Below are 17,287 nucleotides of genomic sequence, written 5' to 3'. Positions count from 1 at the left end.
GCGGAACCAGGGCAGTTGGGGGCGCGCGGTGCGGCGGGAGCACCGTCAGCGGGCGTCCTCGGCCCGGTCCTGCGCGCCCTCGCCCGGGGCGGGCGGCTGTGCGCGCCACAGGGCGTGCTCGCGGCGGGCCCAGGCCCGCTCCACCCGGCCGGTGCGCAGGCCGCGGCGCGCCTCGGGGTCGGCGGCGGCGAACCAGACGTGCCCGGTGATGACGGCGGCCACCAGCAGCGCGAGCCAGTCGTGCACGAAGGTGGCGCCGGTGCGCCACACCAGCGGGCTCAGCCGCGGGAACCACATGAGCAGCCCGGTGCCCAGCATGACCAGGACCGCGCCGACGGCGAAGGCCGCGTAGAGCTTCTGGCCGGCGTTGAACTTGCCCGCGTGCAGCCGGTCGCGGCGCCGCTCGCGCAGGGCGGTGCGCAGCCAGGCCCGGTCGTGCGGGAAGAACCGGCCCAGCCGCCGGGTGTCGGCGCGGTAGGCGCGCGAGGCGAGGCCGAGCAGGAGCGGCACCGGCAGCAGGATGCCGGACCACTCGTGGACGGTGACCACCAGCCGGCGGCGGCCGACGATCTCGGCGAGCGGCGGAAAGTACAGGCAGGCGGCGCTGGCCACGCAGACCGCCATGAGGGTGTTCAGGGTGCGGTGCACCCAGGTCTCGGCGCGGGTGAAGCGCCGTACCGTGCCCGGCGGGGCCGGGCGGTCACGACGTCGGCGCGTCATGGCGGCCGTTGGACTTTCCGACCCATCCGTCGACGTCATATCCGTACTGCTCCCAGTAGCCGCGTTGCACGTGCTCGGTGACGGTGATGCCGGACAGCCACTTCGCGGACTTGTAGAAGTACATCGGGGCCGCGTAGAGGCGCACCGGGCCGCCGTGGGCGGCGGTGACCGGCTTGTCGTTCATGGTCAGGGCCACCAGCATGTCGCTGCGGCGGGCCTGGGCGAGGGTGAGGCTCTCGGTGTAGACGCCGTCGAAGCAGGTGAAGTGCACCGCGGCGCCGGGGGACTTCACGCCCGCGGCGTCGAGCAGGGTGGACAGCCGCACCCCGGAGAACGCGGTCTTCGGCACCCGCCAGCCGGTGACGCACTGCACGTCGCGCACCAGCCGCACCTGGGGCAGCGCGCGCAGGTCGGCGAGCGCGTAGGAGGCGGGGTGGTCCACCAGGCCGCCGACGGTCAGCCGGTAGTCGCTCTCGCCGCGGTGCGGGATGGAGTCGGAGACGGAGTAGAACCGGAAACCGCCACCGCCGGGCAGCAGTCCGGTCACCCCGGTCGGGTCCTTCGCGCTGACCGAGGCGAGGATCGAGTCGAGCCGGCCCTGCACGGCGCCGCCGACCGCGACGCCCGCGGCGCCGAGGCCGAGCATGCCCAGCACCACCCGCCGCCCGACCGGCGTGCCGCGGCCGTCCTCGGGGCCGGGCGCGGCGTCCGCCGCGGGCCCGGCCGTCTGGTTGTCCATGCAACGATTCGAGCACGCGCAGGTGCCGAAAGCCAGTGGCGGCGGCCGATTCCGTCCTTCCTCACACCGGCGGCGGGCCGCGGCCCGTCAACTCCCGCCCGGCCCGGCCCCGTCGACTGCCGCGTCGGCTGCCGCGTCGACGGCCGCGAGCAGTTCGGCCAGCGCGGCGTCGAAGGCGGCGGGCTGCTCCAGGTTGGGCAGGTGCCCGGCGCCCTCGACGACCACCAGCCGCGAGCCGGCGATGTGTTCGTGCAGGAACCGCGCGTCGGAGACGGGTGTGAAGACGTCGTCGCGCCCGACGGCCACCAGCGTGGGCACCGCGATCCGGGCCAGCGTCGGGGTGTAGTCGGGGCGTTCGGCCCGGCCGCGCAGAGCGGCCGCGGCGCCCAGCGGTGGCGCGCCGAGCATCATCCGCAGCACGTGCGCGGCCACCTCGGGGCGGTCGCGTACGGTCGCGGGGCCGACCATCGAGTCCAGCACGCCGTGCGCGTAGGCCGCCATGCCGTCGCGTTCCAGCACCGCGGCCCGGTCGTACCGCTCCTTGCGGCCGGCCTCGGTCTCGGCCTGCGCGAAGGTGTCGGCGAGCACCAGCCCGGCCACGCGCCCGGCGAACCGCCGCTGGAACTCCAGCACCACCTGGCCGCCCATGGACAGCCCGCACAGCACGGCCCGCGGGATGCCGAGCGCGTCGAGCAGCGCGGCGAGGTCGCCCGCGAACACGTCGAGTCCGGTGCGGCCGGGCTGTACGGTGCTCGCGCCGTAGCCGCGCAGGTCGGGGACGACCACCCGGCGCGCGGCGCCGAACGCGGCGGCCTGCGGGGCCCACATCGTGCGGTCGAAGGGGTGCCCGTGGACGAGCAGCAGCGGCACCGGCCCGGTGCTGCCGCCGCCGGGCGCGTCTCCCTCCCCGGCGCTGTCGTCGTACCCGATGGTGACCCCGCCCACGGCTACCGTGCCCACCTGGCGCTTCCCCCTGCCCGTCCGGCGGCGCCCCGGTCGGCCCCGTGCCGGGCAAGGTACGCCCCGGTGCGGCGGGCTGTCACCGTGCGGCGGCGCGGAGAAGTCCGTCGAGCCACGCCTGGTGGCCGTTGAGCATCGGGTTCGGCACCTGCCCGGCCAGTTCCGCGGCGGGCCGGCCGATCTGGGATTCCTGCGTCAGGACGCGGACCCGCCCGCCGTCGAGGTCCTCCACCAGCCACGCGTGCAGCACGTCGAGCCGCTCGTCGGGGCCGCCGTCCTGCCGGGCGGTCCAGGACAGCCGGCCGGGCGTGCCCGCCGCGGGGGCGGCGAACTCCACGACCCGGGCGGCCAGCGGCGGGAAGCCGAAGGTGCCGAAGCGGAAGTCCCGGCCGTCCGCGAGCACCGGGCCGCCGCCGCCGGGGAAGGAGATGTCGGCGACGTTGTCGTAGTACGACTCCCAGGTGGAGGTGTCCGTGAGCAGGCGCCACACCTGCGCGGCGGTCACGCCCCTGACGACGACTTCGTTGGAGACGAAGTTGTCGCCGGTGCCGGGCAGGTACTTCTCGGGCCAGTTGATCGCGTTCTGCGTGGTCATGACGGGGTCCTTCGCGGTCGTGCGGTGGGTCAGCGGTTCTCGGCCGGCGGCGGCTCGGTCAGCGCGGCTGGCTCAGCGGTTCTCGGCGCGGCGCGGCGCGGTCAGAGCTTCTTGAGGAGTTCGGCCGCGAGCGGGCCGGAGGAGGCCGGGTTCTGGCCGGTGACGACATTGCGGTCGACCTCGACGTGCGGGGCCCACGGCTCGCCGACCGAGACCTCCACCCCCGCCGCGTTGAGCCGGTCCTCCAGCAGCCACCTGGCCTGGTCGGCCAGTCCGCCCTGGCGTTCCTCGGCGTTGGTGAAGGCCGTGATCCGGTGGCCGGCGTAGGCGTTGGTGCCGTCCGGCCGTACGGCGGCGAGCAGCGCGGCCGGGCCGTGGCAGACCACGCCCACCGGCAGGCCGCGCTCCAGGGCCCGGGTCAGCAGCCGCCCGGAGTCCGCGTCGACCGCCAGGTCCTCCATGGGGCCGTGGCCGCCGGGGACGTAGACCGCGTCGACGCCCTCCAGATCCGCGTCGGCCAGGGCGATCGGCGCCGCGAACTCCGGGGCGCCGTCCAGGATGTCCCGCACCCGGCGGGCGTTGTCCGCGCCGCCGTTGACGGCGGGCGCCAGGCTCGCGCCGTCCACCGGCGGGACCACGCCGCCCGGGGTGGCGACGGCGATCTCGTGGCCGGCGGCCCGGAACATCTCGTACGGGACCGCCGCCTCCTCGGCCCAGTAGCCGGTGGGGTGGGCGGTGCCGTCGGCCAGCGTCCACCGGTCGGCTCCGGTCATCACGAACAGAATCTTCGCCACGTGTCTCTCCCGTGTCCTCGATGTGCCGTCTGCTGCCGCCGCCGTGGCCGGGGCGGCCGCCGCCCGCGTCGGCGCCGGGGCCGACGGGCTGCCTCTTCGACCGTAGGCCGAAACGCCATCCGGCAACCAATCGGTCCGCCGATGTCCGCCATCGGAACTCCGATGCCGCCGATTGTTACGGTGGCGGCCATGGGACACCCGATACCGGCCGACGGCAAGCAGCTGCCGCCACACGCGGACCTGAACCTGCTGCGGACGTTCCTGGCGGTGTACCGGACCGGCTCCTTCACGGCGGCCGCGCCGCGCCTCGGGCTCTCCCAGCCCACGGTGACCGCGCAGATCCGCGCCCTGGAGCAGCAGACCGGCCGCGAGCTGTTCACCCGCCTGCCGCGCGGCGCGCAGCCCACGCCGTACGCGCACGAGCTGGCCGGGCAGGCGGCCGGACCGCTGGACGCCCTGGCCGCGCTGGCGGAGACCGGCGCCGTGGCCGCGCCGGTCCGGCTGGCCGGGCCGTCGGAGCTGCTGTGCGTACGCGTGCTGCCCGCGCTGGCCCCGCTGACGGCCGACGGCGTACGGCTCCGGGTCGCCCAGGGGCTGCCGGAACCGCTGCTGGAGGAGATGCGCTCGGGCCGGCACGACCTGGTGATCGCCACCCGGCGCCCGCGCGGCCGGGCCCTGGAGTCGGTGCCGCTCGCCGACGAGGAGTACGTCCTGGTCGCCGCCCCCGCCTGGGCCGGGCGCCTGCCGCCGCGCACCGGCGGGGACGGCCTGTGCGCGGCGCTGCGCGAGGTCCCGCTGGTGGCGTACGCCGAGGACCTGCCGATCGTGCGGCGCTACTGGCGCACCGTCTTCGGCCGGCCGCTCGGCACCCGCCCGGCGGTCACCGTGCCGAACCTGTACGCGGTGCTGTCGGCGGTGAACGCGGGCGCCGGATACAGCGTGCTGCCGCGCTCCTTGTGCCAGGAGTACCTGGACACGGGCCGGTTGGCGCTCCTGCACGACCCAGCGGAGCCGCCGCTGAACACCCTCTTCCTCGTCCGGCGGCCGGGCGCCGACACCCATCCCGACGTGCGCCGCGTCCAGGACCGGCTGCGGCAGGCCGCGGCCGCCTGGTAGCGCCGGGGCCGCGCCGGCGGGCCGCGGGTGCGGGGGCGCTCCGGACGGGCGGGCGGTAAAGGCGCCGTAAGACTCCGAGTTGCGCCCGCCCCCACAACGGGTGAACCTGATTACGCATCACGGAGTACTGCCGCAGTCACTCTACGCATTCCCGCTCAAGTGTTCCCATCGGAGCGGTGCATCCCGGCCCCGCAGGGCGCCGGCCCCACCGCGGAGGGAGTCGCAGCCGTGATCATGCAATCCGACCAGACCGACCCGGTACGCCATGAGTGCGCACTCGAACTCGAGGCGCATCCGTACCGCATCCAGCAGATCCGCCGCATCGTGTCGGCCCAACTGCGTTACTGGCGGGTGGAGTCGCTCGTCGACGCGGCCTCCACCGGCATCAGCGAACTGCTGGCGAACGTGCACCGGCACGCGCGTCCGGACAAGCAGTGCGCGGTGCAGCTCACCCTGGTGCCCGGCCGCCTCACCGTGGCCGTCACCGACCACGACACCCGGCTGCCGCACCTCCAGCCGATGGAGCCGACCGCCACCACCGGCCGCGGGCTGGCGATGGTCGAGGCGATGTGCGACAGCTGGGGCACCGACCTGCTGCCCGACGAGAGCGGCAAGGTGGTGTGGTTCGTGCTGCGCACGCCCACCCAGCAGCCGAAGCTCGTCCCGCTGCGGTCCGTCACGGTCCCGCTGGAGGAGACCGCGGCGACCGCGGCCCCGGAACTCGCCGTCGCCTCGGTCGCCTGACCGCCCGCCGGGCCCGCCGGACACGACCGGCCCGAGCGGCCCGACCCCGACCCGCCGCAGGCCGCGGGCGTGCACCGCAGAGATGAGCGCCGGACCGGCCGCCGCCTCCCGTGAGCAGGGAGGAGGCGGCCGGTCCGGCGGGCGGGCGGGCGGCGTTGTCGTCCGGCGGGCCGGCGGCGTTGTCACACCCTCGCCCTACCGTGGAGGCATGTGGCGGAGCACAGGCATGGGCTGGCGGGAGGAGGGCGCCCGCTGGACGTGGTGGCACCCCTCGTACGGCCGGCGTGCGAGCCCGCTGCCGCTCGGCGCCGAGTTGCGGTTGGCGCTGGACGCCGCCGCGGTCCGGCGCTGCGCGGGCGTGTGGCGCGCGGACCGCGCCGTCCCCTGCCCGCGGGGCGCCGAACTGCCGCCGGCCGCGCGGCGCGACCAGTGCGAGGAGTGCGGTGCGCTGGACCGCAGGTCGTCGGTGGCCGCGGACACCGTGCCGGACGACCCGCGGCCGTACCGCGTGTACCTGGCGTACTTCGGGCCCGGCCTGCTCAAGGTCGGCATCACCGCGGCGGCCCGCGGGCGGCTGCGGCTGCTGGAGCAGGCCGCGGTGTGCTTCGCCTTCCTCGGCGAGGGCCCCCTGATGGCGGCACGCCGCACCGAATCGGTGCTGGGCGCCGCCCTCGGCGTGCCGGACCGGATCGCGGACCCGGCCAAACGGGCGGCCCGGCACCGGCTGCCGGGCCCGGCGGACCGCGCCGCGGAGGTGGCGCGGCTGCACGCGCGGGTCACGGCCCTGCGCGACCGGCTGCCGGACGCGCTCGCCCTCGCGGAGCCGCGCTGCGTGGACCACGCCGGGCTGTTCGGGCTCGCCGCCGACCCGCCGCCCCCTCCCCCGGCCGCCGAGGTCACCGCGCTGCTGCCCGGGCACGCCCTGGCCGGCACGGTCCGCGCGGTCGCCGGGCACGACGTGTACCTGGACACGCCCGGCGGCCCGCTGCTCTTCGACGCGCGGCTGGCGGCGGGCTGGCCACTGCGCCGTCCTGCCGCCGGCCAGGACCCGGCGGCGTCCGCCCCGGCCCCGACCGCGCCGCTGCGCTCCCCTCCCCCGCTGCCGGAGGCGCTGTTCTGACCGCGCTTCCGACCGCGCTTCCGACTGCGCGCCGGACACCGTGCGCCGGCCCTGCGCGGGCGCGCGGTGGACCGGGCGGGTCTCACCACGTGACCGGGCGCGTTTGCCGGGCCCGAAGTTCCGGGCAATTCGTAGGGGTCTACGGAGAAGGGGGCACCGTGATCATCTGGGTGAACGGGGCGTTCGGCGCCGGCAAGTCCGGCGCGGCGCGGGAAATGCTGGACCTGGTACCGGAGAGCACCCTGTACGAGCCCGAGGTGCTCGGCGAGTGCCTGCGCCGACTGCTGCCGGAGAAGCGGCTCCAGGAGGCCACCGACTACCAGGACCTGGCGATCTGGCGGCGGTTGGTGGTGGAGACCGCGGCCTCGCTGCTCGCCGAGGTCGGCGGGGTGCTCGTCGCACCGATGACGCTGCTGCGCCAGGAGCACCGCGACGAGATATTCGGCGCGCTCGCGGCCCGCGGCATCGAGGTGCGGCACATCCTGCTCGACCCGGGAGAAACGATCCTGCGCGCCCGGATCACCGCCCGGGCCGAACACCCCGGCGAGCCGGGCGCCGACGACGCCGCCCGCCGCTGGGCACTGGACCGTATCGCCGACTACACCGCGGCGCTGCCCTGGCTGACCGGCGACGCGTACGTCGTCGACACCGCGGGGCTCGACCCGCGGCAGACCGCGGTGGCCGTCGCCGAGGCGGTCGGCCGCGGCGAGGGCGTGTGCGGCATCGTGCAGACGCCCGAGCCGCGCGCGGAGACGGTGGCCGCGGGTGTCCTGCTCTTCGACGACGCCGACCGCGTGCTGCTGGTCGACCCGACCTACAAGCCCGGCTGGGAGTTCCCCGGCGGCATCGTCGAGCGCGGCGAGTCGCCGGTCCGGGCCGGGCACCGCGAGGTCGCCGAGGAACTGGGCATCGAGCTGACCGGCGGCCTCGAACTGCTCGTCGTGGACTGGGAACCGCCCCAGCCGCCGGGCCACGGCGGGCTGCGCCTGCTCTTCGACGGCGGCCGGATGCCCTCCTCCGACATCGGCCGGCTGCTGCTGCCCGACACCGAACTGCGCGGCTGGCGCTTCGTCACCGAGGACGAGGCCGCCGGACTGCTCCCCCCGATCCGGCTGGACCGGCTGCGCTGGGCGCTGCGCGCCCGCGAGCAGGGCCGCGCCCTCAACCTCGCCGCCGGCCAGCCCGCCCGCTGACCGCCCGCTGACCGGCCGCGCCGCGCCCGGCCCCGTTCCCCGGGTGCCGGGCGCGCCGCGGGAGCGCGGACGGGTCAGTTCGCCCGGGCGGCGGCGTAGCGGCGCAGGAAGAGCGCCTCGGTCAGGGCCAGGCGCTCCAGTTCCTGCGGCGAGACGCTCTCGTTGACCGCGTGGATCTGCGCGTCCGGCTCGCTGAGGCCGATGAGGAGGATCTCGGCGGACGGGTAGAGGGTGGCGAGGGTGTTGCACAGCGGGATCGAACCGCCCTGGCCGGCGATCGCCATCTCCTGGCCGTACGCCTCCCGCATGGCCGCGGACATCGAGGCGTACGCGGGGCTGGCGGTGTCGGCGGCGAAGGGCTGGCCGCTGCCGCGCCGCTCCACCCGCACCTTCGCGCCCCACGGCGCGGCCGCGCGCAGGTGGTTCTCCAGCGCCTCCGCGGCCTCGGCGGCGTCGGTGCCGGGCGGCACCCGGACGCTGACCAGGGCGCCGGCCTCCGCCTGGACGGACGGGGTGGCGCCGACCACGGGCGGGGCGTCGATGCCGAGGACGGTCACGGCCGGCCGGGCCCACAGGCGGTCGGCGATGGCGCCGCCGCCGACGAGGCCGACCCCGTCGAGCACCTTGGCGTCCTTGCGGAAGTCGGCCTCCTCGTAGGCCAGTCCGGTCCACTCGCCGGTGTTGTCCAGGCCGTCCACGGTGGTCGCGCCGGAGGCGTCGCGCAGCGAGGCGAGCATCTGGATGAGCGCGGCCAGCGCGTCGGGGGCGGCGCCGCCGAACTGCCCGGAGTGCAGGTTGCCCGCGAGGGTGGACACCCGCACCTCGGCCATCGCCATGCCGCGCAGCGAGGCCGTGACCGTGGGCAGGCCGACCCGGAAGTTGCCGGTGTCGCCGATGACGATGGCGTCCGCGGTGAGCAGTTCGGGGTGCTCCTCGGCGTAGCGCTCCAGGCCGCCGGTGCCCTGCTCCTCCGAACCCTCCACGATCACCTTGACGTTGACCGGTACACCGCCGTGCGCGCGAAGCGCCCGCAGCGCGGTCAGGTGCATCAGCAGGCCGCCCTTGCAGTCGGCCGCGCCGCGCCCGTACCAGCGGCCGTCCCGCTCGGTCAGCTCGAACGGCGGGGACAGCCACTGCGCCTCGTCCAGCGGCGGCTGCACGTCGTAGTGCGCGTACAGCAGCACCGTGGGCGCGCCGGCCGGGCCGGGCAGCAGGCCGTAGACCGACTGGGTGCCGTCCGGCGTGTCGAGCAGGGCGACGTCCTCGAAGCCGTCCGCGGTCAGCGCCGCCGCGATCCAGTCCGCCGCCTTCCGCAACTCGCTGCGCGGGTACTGCCGCTCGTCGGCCACCGACGCGAAGGACACCAGCTCGGCCAGTTCGGTCCTGGCACGGGGCATCAGCGACGCGACGGTGCCGGCCAGCGGGCCGGACGGCTCAGCCTGCGGCTCGGACGGCTGCGGGGCCTCGGACTTCGGATCTGACGACATGAACGCTCCTGGTAGGGACGGGCGGCACGGCCGGACGAACACCGGCAAAGCGTGACAGGCACCGGCAGACCGGTGCCCCCGCCGGGGCCGGCGGGCCGCTGCCGATGGTGCCACAGCGAGCCCTAGGCCACGGGCGCAATAGGATGCTTGCGGACAGCGCTGAACAGCGAGGACAGCCGAGCGTGGCGAGCGGGAGCGAAAACGACGTGAGCGGTGAGCAGCCGGCCCAGGGCAGCAGTGCGGAGAACGACGGGACCGAGCCGGTCTGGGACGTCGTGGTGGTCGGCGCGGGACCGGCGGGCGCCTCGGCGGCCCACGCGGCGGCGGTGACCGGCCGGCGGGTCCTGCTGCTGGAGAAGGCCGAGCTGCCGCGCTACAAGACGTGCGGCGGCGGCATCATCGGGCCGTCCCGGGACTCGCTGCCACCGGGCTTCGAACTCCCGCTGCGCGACCGAGTGCACGCGGTGACCTTCAGCCTCAACGGCCGGCTGACCCGCACCAAGCGCTCGCGCCAGATGCTCTTCGGCCTGATCAACCGGCCGGAGTTCGACGCCGGGCTGGTGGACGCGGCGCGCGAGGCCGGCGCCGAGGTGCGCACCGGGGTGACCGTCTCCCGGGTGGAGCAGCACGGCCCGGGCGTGCCCGACCGCCGTACGGTCGCGGTGGTGGTGACCGGCAGCGCGGGGGCCGGGCGCGGCGAGGAGCAGACCGTCTACGCCCGCGCGGTGGTCGGCGCCGACGGCAGTGCCAGCCGGATAGGAGCACACGTCGGGGTGAAGCTCGACCAGGTCGACCTGGGCCTGGAGTCGGAGATCCCGGTGCCCGCGTCGGTCGCGGAGGACTGGGCCGGCCGGGTGCACATCGACTGGGGCCCGCTGCCGGGCAGTTACGGCTGGGTCTTCCCCAAGGGCGACTCGCTGACCGTGGGCGTGATCTCCGCGCGCGGCGACGGCGGTGCCACCAAGCGCTACCTCGACGACTTCGTGGCCCGGCTGGGCCTTGCCGGGTTCGAGCCGAGCGTCTCCTCCGGGCACCTGACCCGCTGCCGCGCCGACGACTCGCCGCTCTCCCGCGGCCGGGTGCTGGTCTGCGGCGACGCGGCGGGGCTGCTGGAGCCCTGGACCCGCGAGGGCATCTCGTACGCGCTGCGCTCCGGCCGGCTGGCCGGCGAGTGGGCGGTGCGGATCGCCGAGGCCCATGACGCGGTGGACGCGCGCCGCCAGGCACTCAACTACGCCTTCGCGGTCAAGGCGGGGCTGGGCGTCGAGATGGGCGTGGGGCGGCGGATGCTGGCGCTGTTCGAGCGGCGCCCCGGGCTGCTGCACGCGGCGCTCACCACCTTCCCGCCGGCCTGGCGGGCGTTCGCCGGGATAACCCGCGGCAAGCGGTCGCTGGCCGAGCTGGTGCGTACGCACTCCCTCGCCCGCCGCGCGCTGGACGCCGTCGACCGCACCTGACCGGACGCGCGGGGGGCCGGGCCGGCGGGTGCTCAGCCGGGCCGGTCGGCCCGCCGCTCGCCGCCGCTGCGGGCGGCCTGCCGCACCACCCGCCGCGGCCGGTGCGGGGTGACCAGCGGTACGAGCGGCGCGGCCGTGTCAGGGGCGGCCGTGTCGCCGGGGCCGCCGCCGTAGCCGCGCGGGAGGAGCGCCGGTGCGGGCGGCGCGGCCCGGAGCTGCTGCCGGGTGCGGCGTTCGAAGCGGTGCAGGGTGAGCACGACCCGGCCGAAGAACAGCCCGGCCGCCAGGACCGCCGCGGCGCCGAGCCACGTGTCGCGGACCGGGCCGTGCACCGCGCCCGCCAGCACCGGCGCGGCCGCCACCACGAACCCGGCCGCGCCGAGCACCGCGGCGGTGGCCAGGGCGTACATCGCCTCGACCGCGGCGGCCTCGCGCTCGGCCTGGGTCCGGCGCCCGGTCAGCCCGTGCCCGCCGCTGCCGCCCCTGTTCCCGGTGTTCCTCATGTCCGCCTCCCCCTGCGCTCGCGCCGCCCGCCCCTCGCCATGGCGCCGGCACGGCGGTAGACGGCGTACGGTCCGGCCGCGTTCCCCCGAAGGGCGCGTGCTGCGCCCGGCGGTCGGCCGCCGGTGACAACAACGGGCCGGCCCCGCGCGTTCCCTCCTCGCGCGGGGCCGGCCGGTCGTGCCGGGACGTCCGTGGGGACGCTCCGGTGGTTCGGTCGCGTACGGTCTTGCGGGTCAGTCGCGTACGGTCACCCGGCTGCCGTCGTCCTCGGCGGCGCGGGCCGCCTCGGTCTCGGAGGAGGCCACGAGGATGCCGTAGCTGGGACGGCGCCGGCGCAGCCCGCTCAGGGTCAGCAGCAGCCCGGCGAAGCCGACGCCGGTGACGACCCACAGGCCGGTCCGGTAGCTGTCGAGGGTCTCCTGCGGGCTGGCGGCGTGGCCGCTCGCGCCGGAGGTGACCACCGCGGTGACCACGGCGAGGAAGATCGCGCCGCCGACCTGGAAGGAGGTGTTCAGCAGCCCGGAGACCATGCCCTGCTCCTCGTCGCGCACCCCGTTGGTCGCCTGGATGTTCAGCGCCGGGAAGGCGGTGGCGAAGGCGGCGCCCAGCAGCAGCATCGACGGCAGGATGACGGCCGCGTAGCTGGGGTGCAGGCTCAGCCGCAGGAACAGGACGTAGCCGACGACCAGCGAGGTGAAGCCGGCCGCGATCACCCGCGGGGTGCCGAAGCGGTCGACGACCGGCCCCATCCGGGTGGACAGGATCGCCACCAGCGAGCCCGCGGGCAGGAACGCCAGCGCGGTCTGCATGGCGCTGTAGCCGAGGATGTTCTGGAGGTACTGCGTGACCAGGAACTGGAAGGCGACGTAGGACCCGAAGAAGGTGGCGGCGCCGAGGTTGGCGCGCACCTGCCGGGAGTCGCGGAGCACCCCGAGCCGGACCAGCGGGTGGGACGAGCGCTGCTCGATGGCGGTGAAGGCGGCGAGCAGGGCGGCGACCGCGGCGAAGGAACCGAGGGTGCGGGCGGAGGCCCACCCGGCGGACGACGCGGAGACCACGGTGAACACCAGGAGCAGCATGGCCCCGGCCCCGGTGACGGCGCCCGGGAGGTCGAAGCCCCGCCCGCCGGCCTTCTCGCGCGGCGACTTGGGGATCAGCTTGAGCCCGGCGACCAGGGCCACCACGGCGACGGGCGCGGGCAGCAGCATCGTCCAGCGCCAGCCGGCCTCGGTGAGGAAGCCGGAGAGCACCAGGCCCATCGAGAAGCCGGTGGCGCCGCAGCTGGAGTAGATGGTCAGCGCCTTGTTGCGGACCGGGCCCTCGGCGAAGCTCGTGGTGATGATGGACAGGCCCGCGGGCGCGGTGAACGCGGCGCTGAGGCCCTTGACGAAGCGGGTGGCGATCAGCAGGTCGCCGGAGTCGACGAGGCCGCCGAGCAGCGAGGCGACGGCGAAGACCGCGAGCGCGATCAGGAAGACGCGGCGCCGCCCGAGCAGGTCGGCCGCCCGGCCGCCGAGGAGCAGCAGGCCGCCGTAGCCGAGGATGTAGCCGCTGACGACCCATTGCAGCGAGGACGTGGACAGGTGGAGGTCGCTGCCGATCGAGGGCAGCGCGACGCCGACCATCGAGACATCGAGGGCGTCGAGGAAGAGCGCGGCGCACAGCACGAGGAGGGTGCCCCATTGCAGGGCGCTCCATCGCTCGTCGTGGCGGGGGACGGTAGGGGACGGCAATGACGGAGAGGTCATGCCGAGAAGAGTACATGCAGACGCATCCAATGCAAGTGCATTAATTGCTCGTGCATAATCGTCCGTTTTCTGCTACCGTGGCGCCATGACCGGCGACAAGGGTGAGCGCGCGCTCGTGCAGGAATGGCGGGACATCCTCGCTGTTCACGCCCGTACGGCTTGTGAGATCGACCGCGAGCTGCATCAGTACGGACTCGGCGCCAGCGACTTCGAGGTGCTGGACGTACTGGCCGGCGACGCGGAGGACGGCTGCTCCTTCCGCGTGCAGGAGCTGTCCGACCGCGTCCACCTCAGCCAGAGCGCGCTGTCCCGGCTGGTGGCCCGCCTGGAGAAGGAGGGCCTGGTCGACCGCGGCACCTGCAGCGAGGACCGGCGCGGGGTGAAGGTCGCCATCACCGCGGCCGGCCGCAGGCGCTACGAGCAGGCCCGCCCCCACCACCGCGCCGTCCTGGAGCGGATGCTCGTCAAGTCCTGAGCCGTCCCGCCGGGCCCGTCCTGCTTCAGCTCCTCAAGGCGCGGCTCAGGACGCGGCGCCCGAGGCGTGCCACAGGTCCATGACGGACCGGTCGCCGCGCAGGACGAGGCGGTCGTGCGGGAGGCGGTTCCACAGGGCGAGGTACAACTCGGCGGCGGGCGCGCTCACTTCGCAGTCGGCTGGGCCGTCCGGGCCGCCGCGCTCGGCGCGGGGCGGTTCCTGGGTGAAGTGCAGCGTCCAGCCGGGGTCCCCCGCCACGTCGTCCGCACGGACCCGCAGGGTGCGGGGCTGCGGACTGCGCGCCCGCTTGCGGCCCTTGAGCTCGAAGCGGAGCAGCATCTCGGCCACACCGTCCACGGCGAAGGCAGGGTCGATCGGCGCCGGGGCGAGGCCGGCGGCGGACTCGGCGTCGACCCGGTGGACGGCCGTCTCGTGGGCCTGGCGGCGCACCCAGAACTCCAGCGGCGAGGGTGCGGGCAGGAAGGTCCAGCACGCCACGTCCGCCGGGGCTGCGGCCAGCACCTCCACCAGCCGCGCGTGCGCGCGCAGATACCAGTCGGCGAGTTCGCCGCCGTCGTCCCCGCTGCCGTCGGCGCCCTTGCCGCTCGGCGCCGCCTCCTCGTCCATCCCGACCGGCTCGGTCCGCCCCTCGGCGACGAACCCGGCCGCCCAGCGGTGCACCGCCCCGGTGTGCCGCAGCAGGTCGCGCACCTGCCAGCCCGGGCAGGCGGGCACGGGCGCGTCCAGGCCCGCGCGCCGCGCCGCCCCGGCCAGCAGCGGTCCCTCACGGCGCAGCGTCTCGACGAACTCGGTGTTCTCCACAAGGGAATTGTGCGGCTCCAGCGCCGCCCGTCAACCGCGCGCCGCCGTGGGGGAGCCCTTCGAGGACCCGCTTTCCGTAGGTCAGGCCGCCTGCGGCGGCGAGGTGTGCCGGACCGACCAGGCGATCACCGCGGCGACGGCGGCGAGCGCGGAGACCGTGGTCAGCGCGGTCGGCAGGCCGACGGCGTCGGTCAGGAAGCCGATCGAGGGCGGGCCGAGCAGCATCCCGCCGTAGCCGAGGGTGGAGGCGGCGGCCACCCCGCCGGCGCCCGTCAGCGCCCCGGCGCGCGCGATGGCGGTCGGGAAGAGGTTCGCCAGACCGAGCCCGGTGAGCGCGAAGCCCACCATCACCAGCGCCGTGACCGGCGCGAGCGCGCCCACCAGCATGCCGCCGCAGGCGGTCAGGCCGCCGAGCACCAGCGCGCGGCTCTGCCCGAGGCGGGTGAGCAGCACGGTGCCCGACAGCCGCCCGAGGGTCATCGCCGAGGTGACGCAGGCGTAGCCGGCGGCCGCGACGCCGGGCCCGTTGTGCAGGTCCTGCTGGATGTGCAGGGCGCCCCACTCGGCGAGCGCCCCTTCGCCGTACGCCGAGCACGCCGCGATCAGGCCGAACACGGCGACCAGCAGGGCGGTCCGGTGCCCGGCCGCCGCACCGCGCGCACCGGCCCGCGCCGGTGGGTCCTCCGCCGCGACCTCGGCCACGGCTCGCTGTACGGCCTCCGGTACGGCCCCTGGCGCCGTCGTGCGCCGCCCGCCGCCGGCGGACCCGCCGGGGACCGGATCGGCGCGGACCGTTCCGCCGTGCGCCGTATCGCCGTACGCTGTACCGCTGTTGCCGGTCCCGACGGTCCCGGCAGACCCGGCCGCCTCCGGACGGGGCGCGGCCTCGGCCCGGGCGGCGGGCGCCGTCACGCGTGCGTGGCCGATCCGGTGCGCCAGCATCACCCGCCCCGCGAACAGGACCGTCAACAAGCCGATCGGCGTGAGCAGCATCAGATGGGTGGCGGGCGACAGGTGCGAGGCCAGCAGGCCGCCGATGCCCGCGCCGAGCAGCCCGCCGAGGCTGTAGGCGGCGTGGAAGCTGGACATCACCGGGCGGCGCAGCGCGGCGACCAGGTCCACCGCGACGCTGTTCATCGCGACGTTGAGGCCGCCGTAGGACGCGCCGAACAGCAGCAGCACCAGTCCGAGGGCGAGGGCGGAGTGGGTGCGCGGCGGCAGGGCCACGCTCACCGCCAGCAGGGCCGCGGTCGCGACGGTCACCCGCTCGTTGCCGAACACGCGGCACAGCCGCCCGGTGAGCACCATCGTGGCGATGGCACCGACCGACACCCCCAGCAGGGCCAGCCCCAACTGCCCCGCCGAGGCGCCGACCTGGGCCTTGATCGCGGGGATGCGCACCACCCACCCGGCGAAGAGGAAACCGTCGACCGCGAAGAAGACGGTGACCGCGACGCGCAGGGCCCGCAGGCCCGGATCGGCGGCGAATGTGTGGTGGGATCGGGACAGCGCTGTCCCTATTTTGTTCAGCGTCGGCACAAAGTGAGAATAGATTGGTGACACAGATTCGGACAAGGCTTGAGCGCGGCCGAGGCGCGCTCGGTCCGGCGCTCGGCCTGGTGCACACCGGCCGCGCCCCGACCCGCGCCCTGCTCACCGCCGAACTGGGCGTGACCAGGGCCACCGCAGGCGCCGTCGCGGCCGAACTCGAAGCACTCGGCCTGATCCGGGTCGACACCCGGCCGACCGGGCCCTCCGGCGCCCAGGGCCGCCCCTCCCACCGGCTGGAGGTGGCCCCCGAGGGGCCGGTCGTGCTCGCCGCGCAGGTGCACGCCGACGGGTTCCGCGCCGCGCTGGTCGGCCTCGGCGGCGGGACCGTGGCCACCGCGCCCGGCTCCATGACCGTGCCGGCCGACCCGGCGCACGTCCTCGGCGAGGTCGTCGCCGCCGGCGCGGAACTGCTGCGCGCCCACGGGCGGGTGTGCGTGGGCGCGGGGCTCGCCGTGCCGTCCGCGGTCGCCGAGCCCGAGGGCACTGCGCTCAACCCGCTGCACCTGGCGTGGCCGGCGGGCGCGCCCGTGCGGCGCGTGTTCACCGAGCAGGTCGCCAAGGCCGGCATCACCGGCCCCACCGGCCGCCCGGTGCCCTGCTTCGTGGGCAACGACGTCAACGTGTCGGCGCTCGCCGAGCACCGCCACGGCGCCGGGCGCGGCGCCCAGCACCTCCTGGTGGTCGCCTCCGGCCACCGCGGGGTCGGCGGCGCCCTGGTGCTCGACGGCCGCCTGCACACCGGCAGCTCCGGGCTCGCCCTGGAGGTCGGCCACCTGACCGTCCGGCCGGACGGCCGCCCCTGCCACTGCGGCTCGCGCGGCTGCCTCGACGTCGAGGCCGACCCGCTCGCCTTCCTCGAGGCCGCCGGGCGCCCGGCCGGCCCGGAGGTCTCGCTGCTGGAGCAGAGCCGCGACCTGCTGCGCGCGGAGTACGACGACCCGGCCGTACGCGGCGCCGCGCACACCCTGATCGACCGCCTCGGCACGGGCCTGGCCGGGCTGGTCAACGTGCTCAACCCCGACCGCATCCTGCTCGGCGGCCTCCACGGCCACCTGCTCGACGCCGACCCCGACCGGCTGCGGGCCGTGGTCGCCGACCGCAGCCTGTGGGGGCGCAGCGGGAGCGTGCCCCTGCTGGCGTGCGAGCTCAAGCACAACGGGCTGGTCGGCGCCGCGGAACTGGCGTGGCAGCCGGTGCTGGACGACCCGCTGGGCGCGCTCAGCTCCTGACCGCCCTGGCCCGGCAGGGTGACGCGCGGGGTG

General features: G+C 75.9%; 17 protein-coding genes. 7 read left to right on the top strand and 10 right to left on the bottom strand.

Annotated elements, in window-relative coordinates:
- Window positions 1-45: 45 nt before the first annotated feature.
- The 5 genes from AC3ERT_RS20670 to AC3ERT_RS20650 form a co-directional block, all read right to left on the bottom strand.
- Window positions 46-720: a cytochrome b/b6 domain-containing protein gene (locus AC3ERT_RS20670; RefSeq protein ID WP_435175914.1), complete on the bottom strand. Its 675-nt coding sequence runs from the start codon at window positions 718-720 to the stop codon at window positions 46-48.
- Window positions 701-1,459: a molybdopterin-dependent oxidoreductase gene (locus AC3ERT_RS20665; protein ID WP_335980001.1), complete on the bottom strand. Its 759-nt coding sequence runs from the start codon at window positions 1,457-1,459 to the stop codon at window positions 701-703. Before AC3ERT_RS20665 ends, AC3ERT_RS20670 begins: the two co-directional genes overlap by 20 nt.
- A gap of 87 nt (window positions 1,460-1,546) precedes the next feature.
- On the bottom strand, window positions 1,547-2,419 hold the full coding sequence (locus AC3ERT_RS20660; protein ID WP_435175912.1) for an alpha/beta fold hydrolase: 873 nt from the start codon (window positions 2,417-2,419) through the stop codon (window positions 1,547-1,549).
- Window positions 2,420-2,498: 79 nt separating this feature from the next.
- Window positions 2,499-3,014 (bottom strand): SRPBCC family protein, encoded by a 516-nt coding sequence (locus AC3ERT_RS20655; protein ID WP_435175910.1) that lies wholly within the window; start codon window positions 3,012-3,014, stop codon window positions 2,499-2,501.
- Window positions 3,015-3,115: 101 nt separating this feature from the next.
- Entirely contained in the window at window positions 3,116-3,808 is a 693-nt protein-coding gene (locus AC3ERT_RS20650; RefSeq protein ID WP_335980006.1) for a type 1 glutamine amidotransferase domain-containing protein, read from the bottom strand.
- Between the two features lie 189 nt (window positions 3,809-3,997).
- Here AC3ERT_RS20650 and AC3ERT_RS20645 point away from each other — a divergent pair, with 189 nt between their 5' ends.
- The 4 genes from AC3ERT_RS20645 to AC3ERT_RS20630 all read left to right on the top strand — a co-directional run bounded on the left by AC3ERT_RS20645 (window position 3,998) and on the right by AC3ERT_RS20630 (window position 7,981).
- A complete protein-coding gene (locus AC3ERT_RS20645; protein WP_435175908.1) occupies window positions 3,998-4,924 on the top strand; it encodes a LysR family transcriptional regulator in 927 nt (308 codons plus the stop codon).
- 234 nt (window positions 4,925-5,158) lie between these two features.
- Window positions 5,159-5,668 (top strand): ATP-binding protein, encoded by a 510-nt coding sequence (locus AC3ERT_RS20640; RefSeq protein WP_335980139.1) that lies wholly within the window; start codon window positions 5,159-5,161, stop codon window positions 5,666-5,668.
- Window positions 5,669-5,876: 208 nt separating this feature from the next.
- Window positions 5,877-6,788: a DUF2797 domain-containing protein gene (locus AC3ERT_RS20635; protein ID WP_435175906.1), complete on the top strand. Its 912-nt coding sequence runs from the start codon at window positions 5,877-5,879 to the stop codon at window positions 6,786-6,788.
- 158 nt (window positions 6,789-6,946) lie between these two features.
- Window positions 6,947-7,981: an NUDIX hydrolase gene (locus tag AC3ERT_RS20630; RefSeq protein WP_335980012.1), complete on the top strand. Its 1,035-nt coding sequence runs from the start codon at window positions 6,947-6,949 to the stop codon at window positions 7,979-7,981.
- A 74-nt stretch (window positions 7,982-8,055) separates the two neighbouring features.
- Here the strand turns inward: AC3ERT_RS20630 and AC3ERT_RS20625 are convergent, their stop codons facing one another.
- Window positions 8,056-9,468 (bottom strand): dipeptidase, encoded by a 1,413-nt coding sequence (locus AC3ERT_RS20625; RefSeq protein ID WP_435134527.1) that lies wholly within the window; start codon window positions 9,466-9,468, stop codon window positions 8,056-8,058.
- Between the two features lie 143 nt (window positions 9,469-9,611).
- On the opposite strand from AC3ERT_RS20625, the gene AC3ERT_RS20620 reads away from it, so the two are divergent.
- The gene (locus tag AC3ERT_RS20620; protein ID WP_335980015.1) at window positions 9,612-10,925 is read left to right on the top strand and encodes a geranylgeranyl reductase family protein; all 1,314 of its coding nucleotides are present in this window, start codon (window positions 9,612-9,614) and stop codon (window positions 10,923-10,925) included.
- Between the two features lie 32 nt (window positions 10,926-10,957).
- Here AC3ERT_RS20620 and AC3ERT_RS20615 read toward each other — a convergent pair whose 3' ends face one another.
- Together AC3ERT_RS20615 and AC3ERT_RS20610 are read right to left on the bottom strand one after the other, a co-directional pair.
- A complete protein-coding gene (locus AC3ERT_RS20615) occupies window positions 10,958-11,428 on the bottom strand; it encodes a DUF6332 family protein (RefSeq protein ID WP_435175904.1) in 471 nt (156 codons plus the stop codon).
- A 234-nt stretch (window positions 11,429-11,662) separates the two neighbouring features.
- On the bottom strand, window positions 11,663-13,177 hold the full coding sequence (locus tag AC3ERT_RS20610) for an MFS transporter (RefSeq protein WP_435134532.1): 1,515 nt from the start codon (window positions 13,175-13,177) through the stop codon (window positions 11,663-11,665).
- A gap of 85 nt (window positions 13,178-13,262) precedes the next feature.
- On the opposite strand from AC3ERT_RS20610, the gene AC3ERT_RS20605 reads away from it, so the two are divergent.
- A complete protein-coding gene (locus tag AC3ERT_RS20605; protein ID WP_335980023.1) occupies window positions 13,263-13,652 on the top strand; it encodes a MarR family winged helix-turn-helix transcriptional regulator in 390 nt (129 codons plus the stop codon).
- Window positions 13,653-13,697: 45 nt separating this feature from the next.
- On the opposite strand, the gene AC3ERT_RS20600 is transcribed toward AC3ERT_RS20605, so the two are convergent.
- Together AC3ERT_RS20600 and AC3ERT_RS20595 are read right to left on the bottom strand one after the other, a co-directional pair.
- Complete coding sequence (locus AC3ERT_RS20600) at window positions 13,698-14,474, bottom strand: maleylpyruvate isomerase family mycothiol-dependent enzyme (protein WP_435134536.1); 777 nt, start codon at window positions 14,472-14,474, stop codon at window positions 13,698-13,700.
- Window positions 14,475-14,555: 81 nt separating this feature from the next.
- Window positions 14,556-16,013, bottom strand: a complete 1,458-nt coding sequence (locus tag AC3ERT_RS20595; RefSeq protein ID WP_435175902.1) for an MFS transporter — start codon at window positions 16,011-16,013, stop codon at window positions 14,556-14,558.
- A 17-nt stretch (window positions 16,014-16,030) separates the two neighbouring features.
- Between AC3ERT_RS20595 and AC3ERT_RS20590 the strand changes: the two genes are divergently transcribed.
- Window positions 16,031-17,254 (top strand): ROK family protein, encoded by a 1,224-nt coding sequence (locus AC3ERT_RS20590; protein ID WP_335980027.1) that lies wholly within the window; start codon window positions 16,031-16,033, stop codon window positions 17,252-17,254.
- The last annotated feature ends 33 nt before the right edge of the window (window positions 17,255-17,287 follow it).

Source organism: Actinacidiphila sp. bgisy145 (assembly GCF_057708125.1).
This window is presented reverse-complemented; position numbering and strand designations above follow the sequence as displayed.

Excerpts from the sequence above, each read along its gene's own strand:
- AC3ERT_RS20670 (WP_435175914.1), bottom strand. The coding sequence starts at position 720 with ATGACGCGCCGACGTCGTGACCGCCCGGCCCCGCCGGGCACGGTACGG.
- AC3ERT_RS20665 (WP_335980001.1), bottom strand. The coding sequence starts at position 1,459 with ATGGACAACCAGACGGCCGGGCCCGCGGCGGACGCCGCGCCCGGCCCC.
- AC3ERT_RS20655 (WP_435175910.1), bottom strand. The coding sequence starts at position 3,014 with ATGACCACGCAGAACGCGATCAACTGGCCCGAGAAGTACCTGCCCGGC.
- AC3ERT_RS20645 (WP_435175908.1), top strand. The coding sequence starts at position 3,998 with ATGGGACACCCGATACCGGCCGACGGCAAGCAGCTGCCGCCACACGCG.
- AC3ERT_RS20640 (WP_335980139.1), top strand. The coding sequence starts at position 5,159 with ATGCAATCCGACCAGACCGACCCGGTACGCCATGAGTGCGCACTCGAA.
- AC3ERT_RS20635 (WP_435175906.1), top strand. The coding sequence starts at position 5,877 with ATGTGGCGGAGCACAGGCATGGGCTGGCGGGAGGAGGGCGCCCGCTGG.
- AC3ERT_RS20625 (WP_435134527.1), bottom strand. The coding sequence starts at position 9,468 with ATGTCGTCAGATCCGAAGTCCGAGGCCCCGCAGCCGTCCGAGCCGCAG.
- AC3ERT_RS20620 (WP_335980015.1), top strand. The coding sequence starts at position 9,612 with ATGCTTGCGGACAGCGCTGAACAGCGAGGACAGCCGAGCGTGGCGAGC.
- AC3ERT_RS20615 (WP_435175904.1), bottom strand. The coding sequence starts at position 11,428 with ATGAGGAACACCGGGAACAGGGGCGGCAGCGGCGGGCACGGGCTGACC.
- AC3ERT_RS20610 (WP_435134532.1), bottom strand. The coding sequence starts at position 13,177 with ATGACCTCTCCGTCATTGCCGTCCCCTACCGTCCCCCGCCACGACGAG.
- AC3ERT_RS20605 (WP_335980023.1), top strand. The coding sequence starts at position 13,263 with ATGACCGGCGACAAGGGTGAGCGCGCGCTCGTGCAGGAATGGCGGGAC.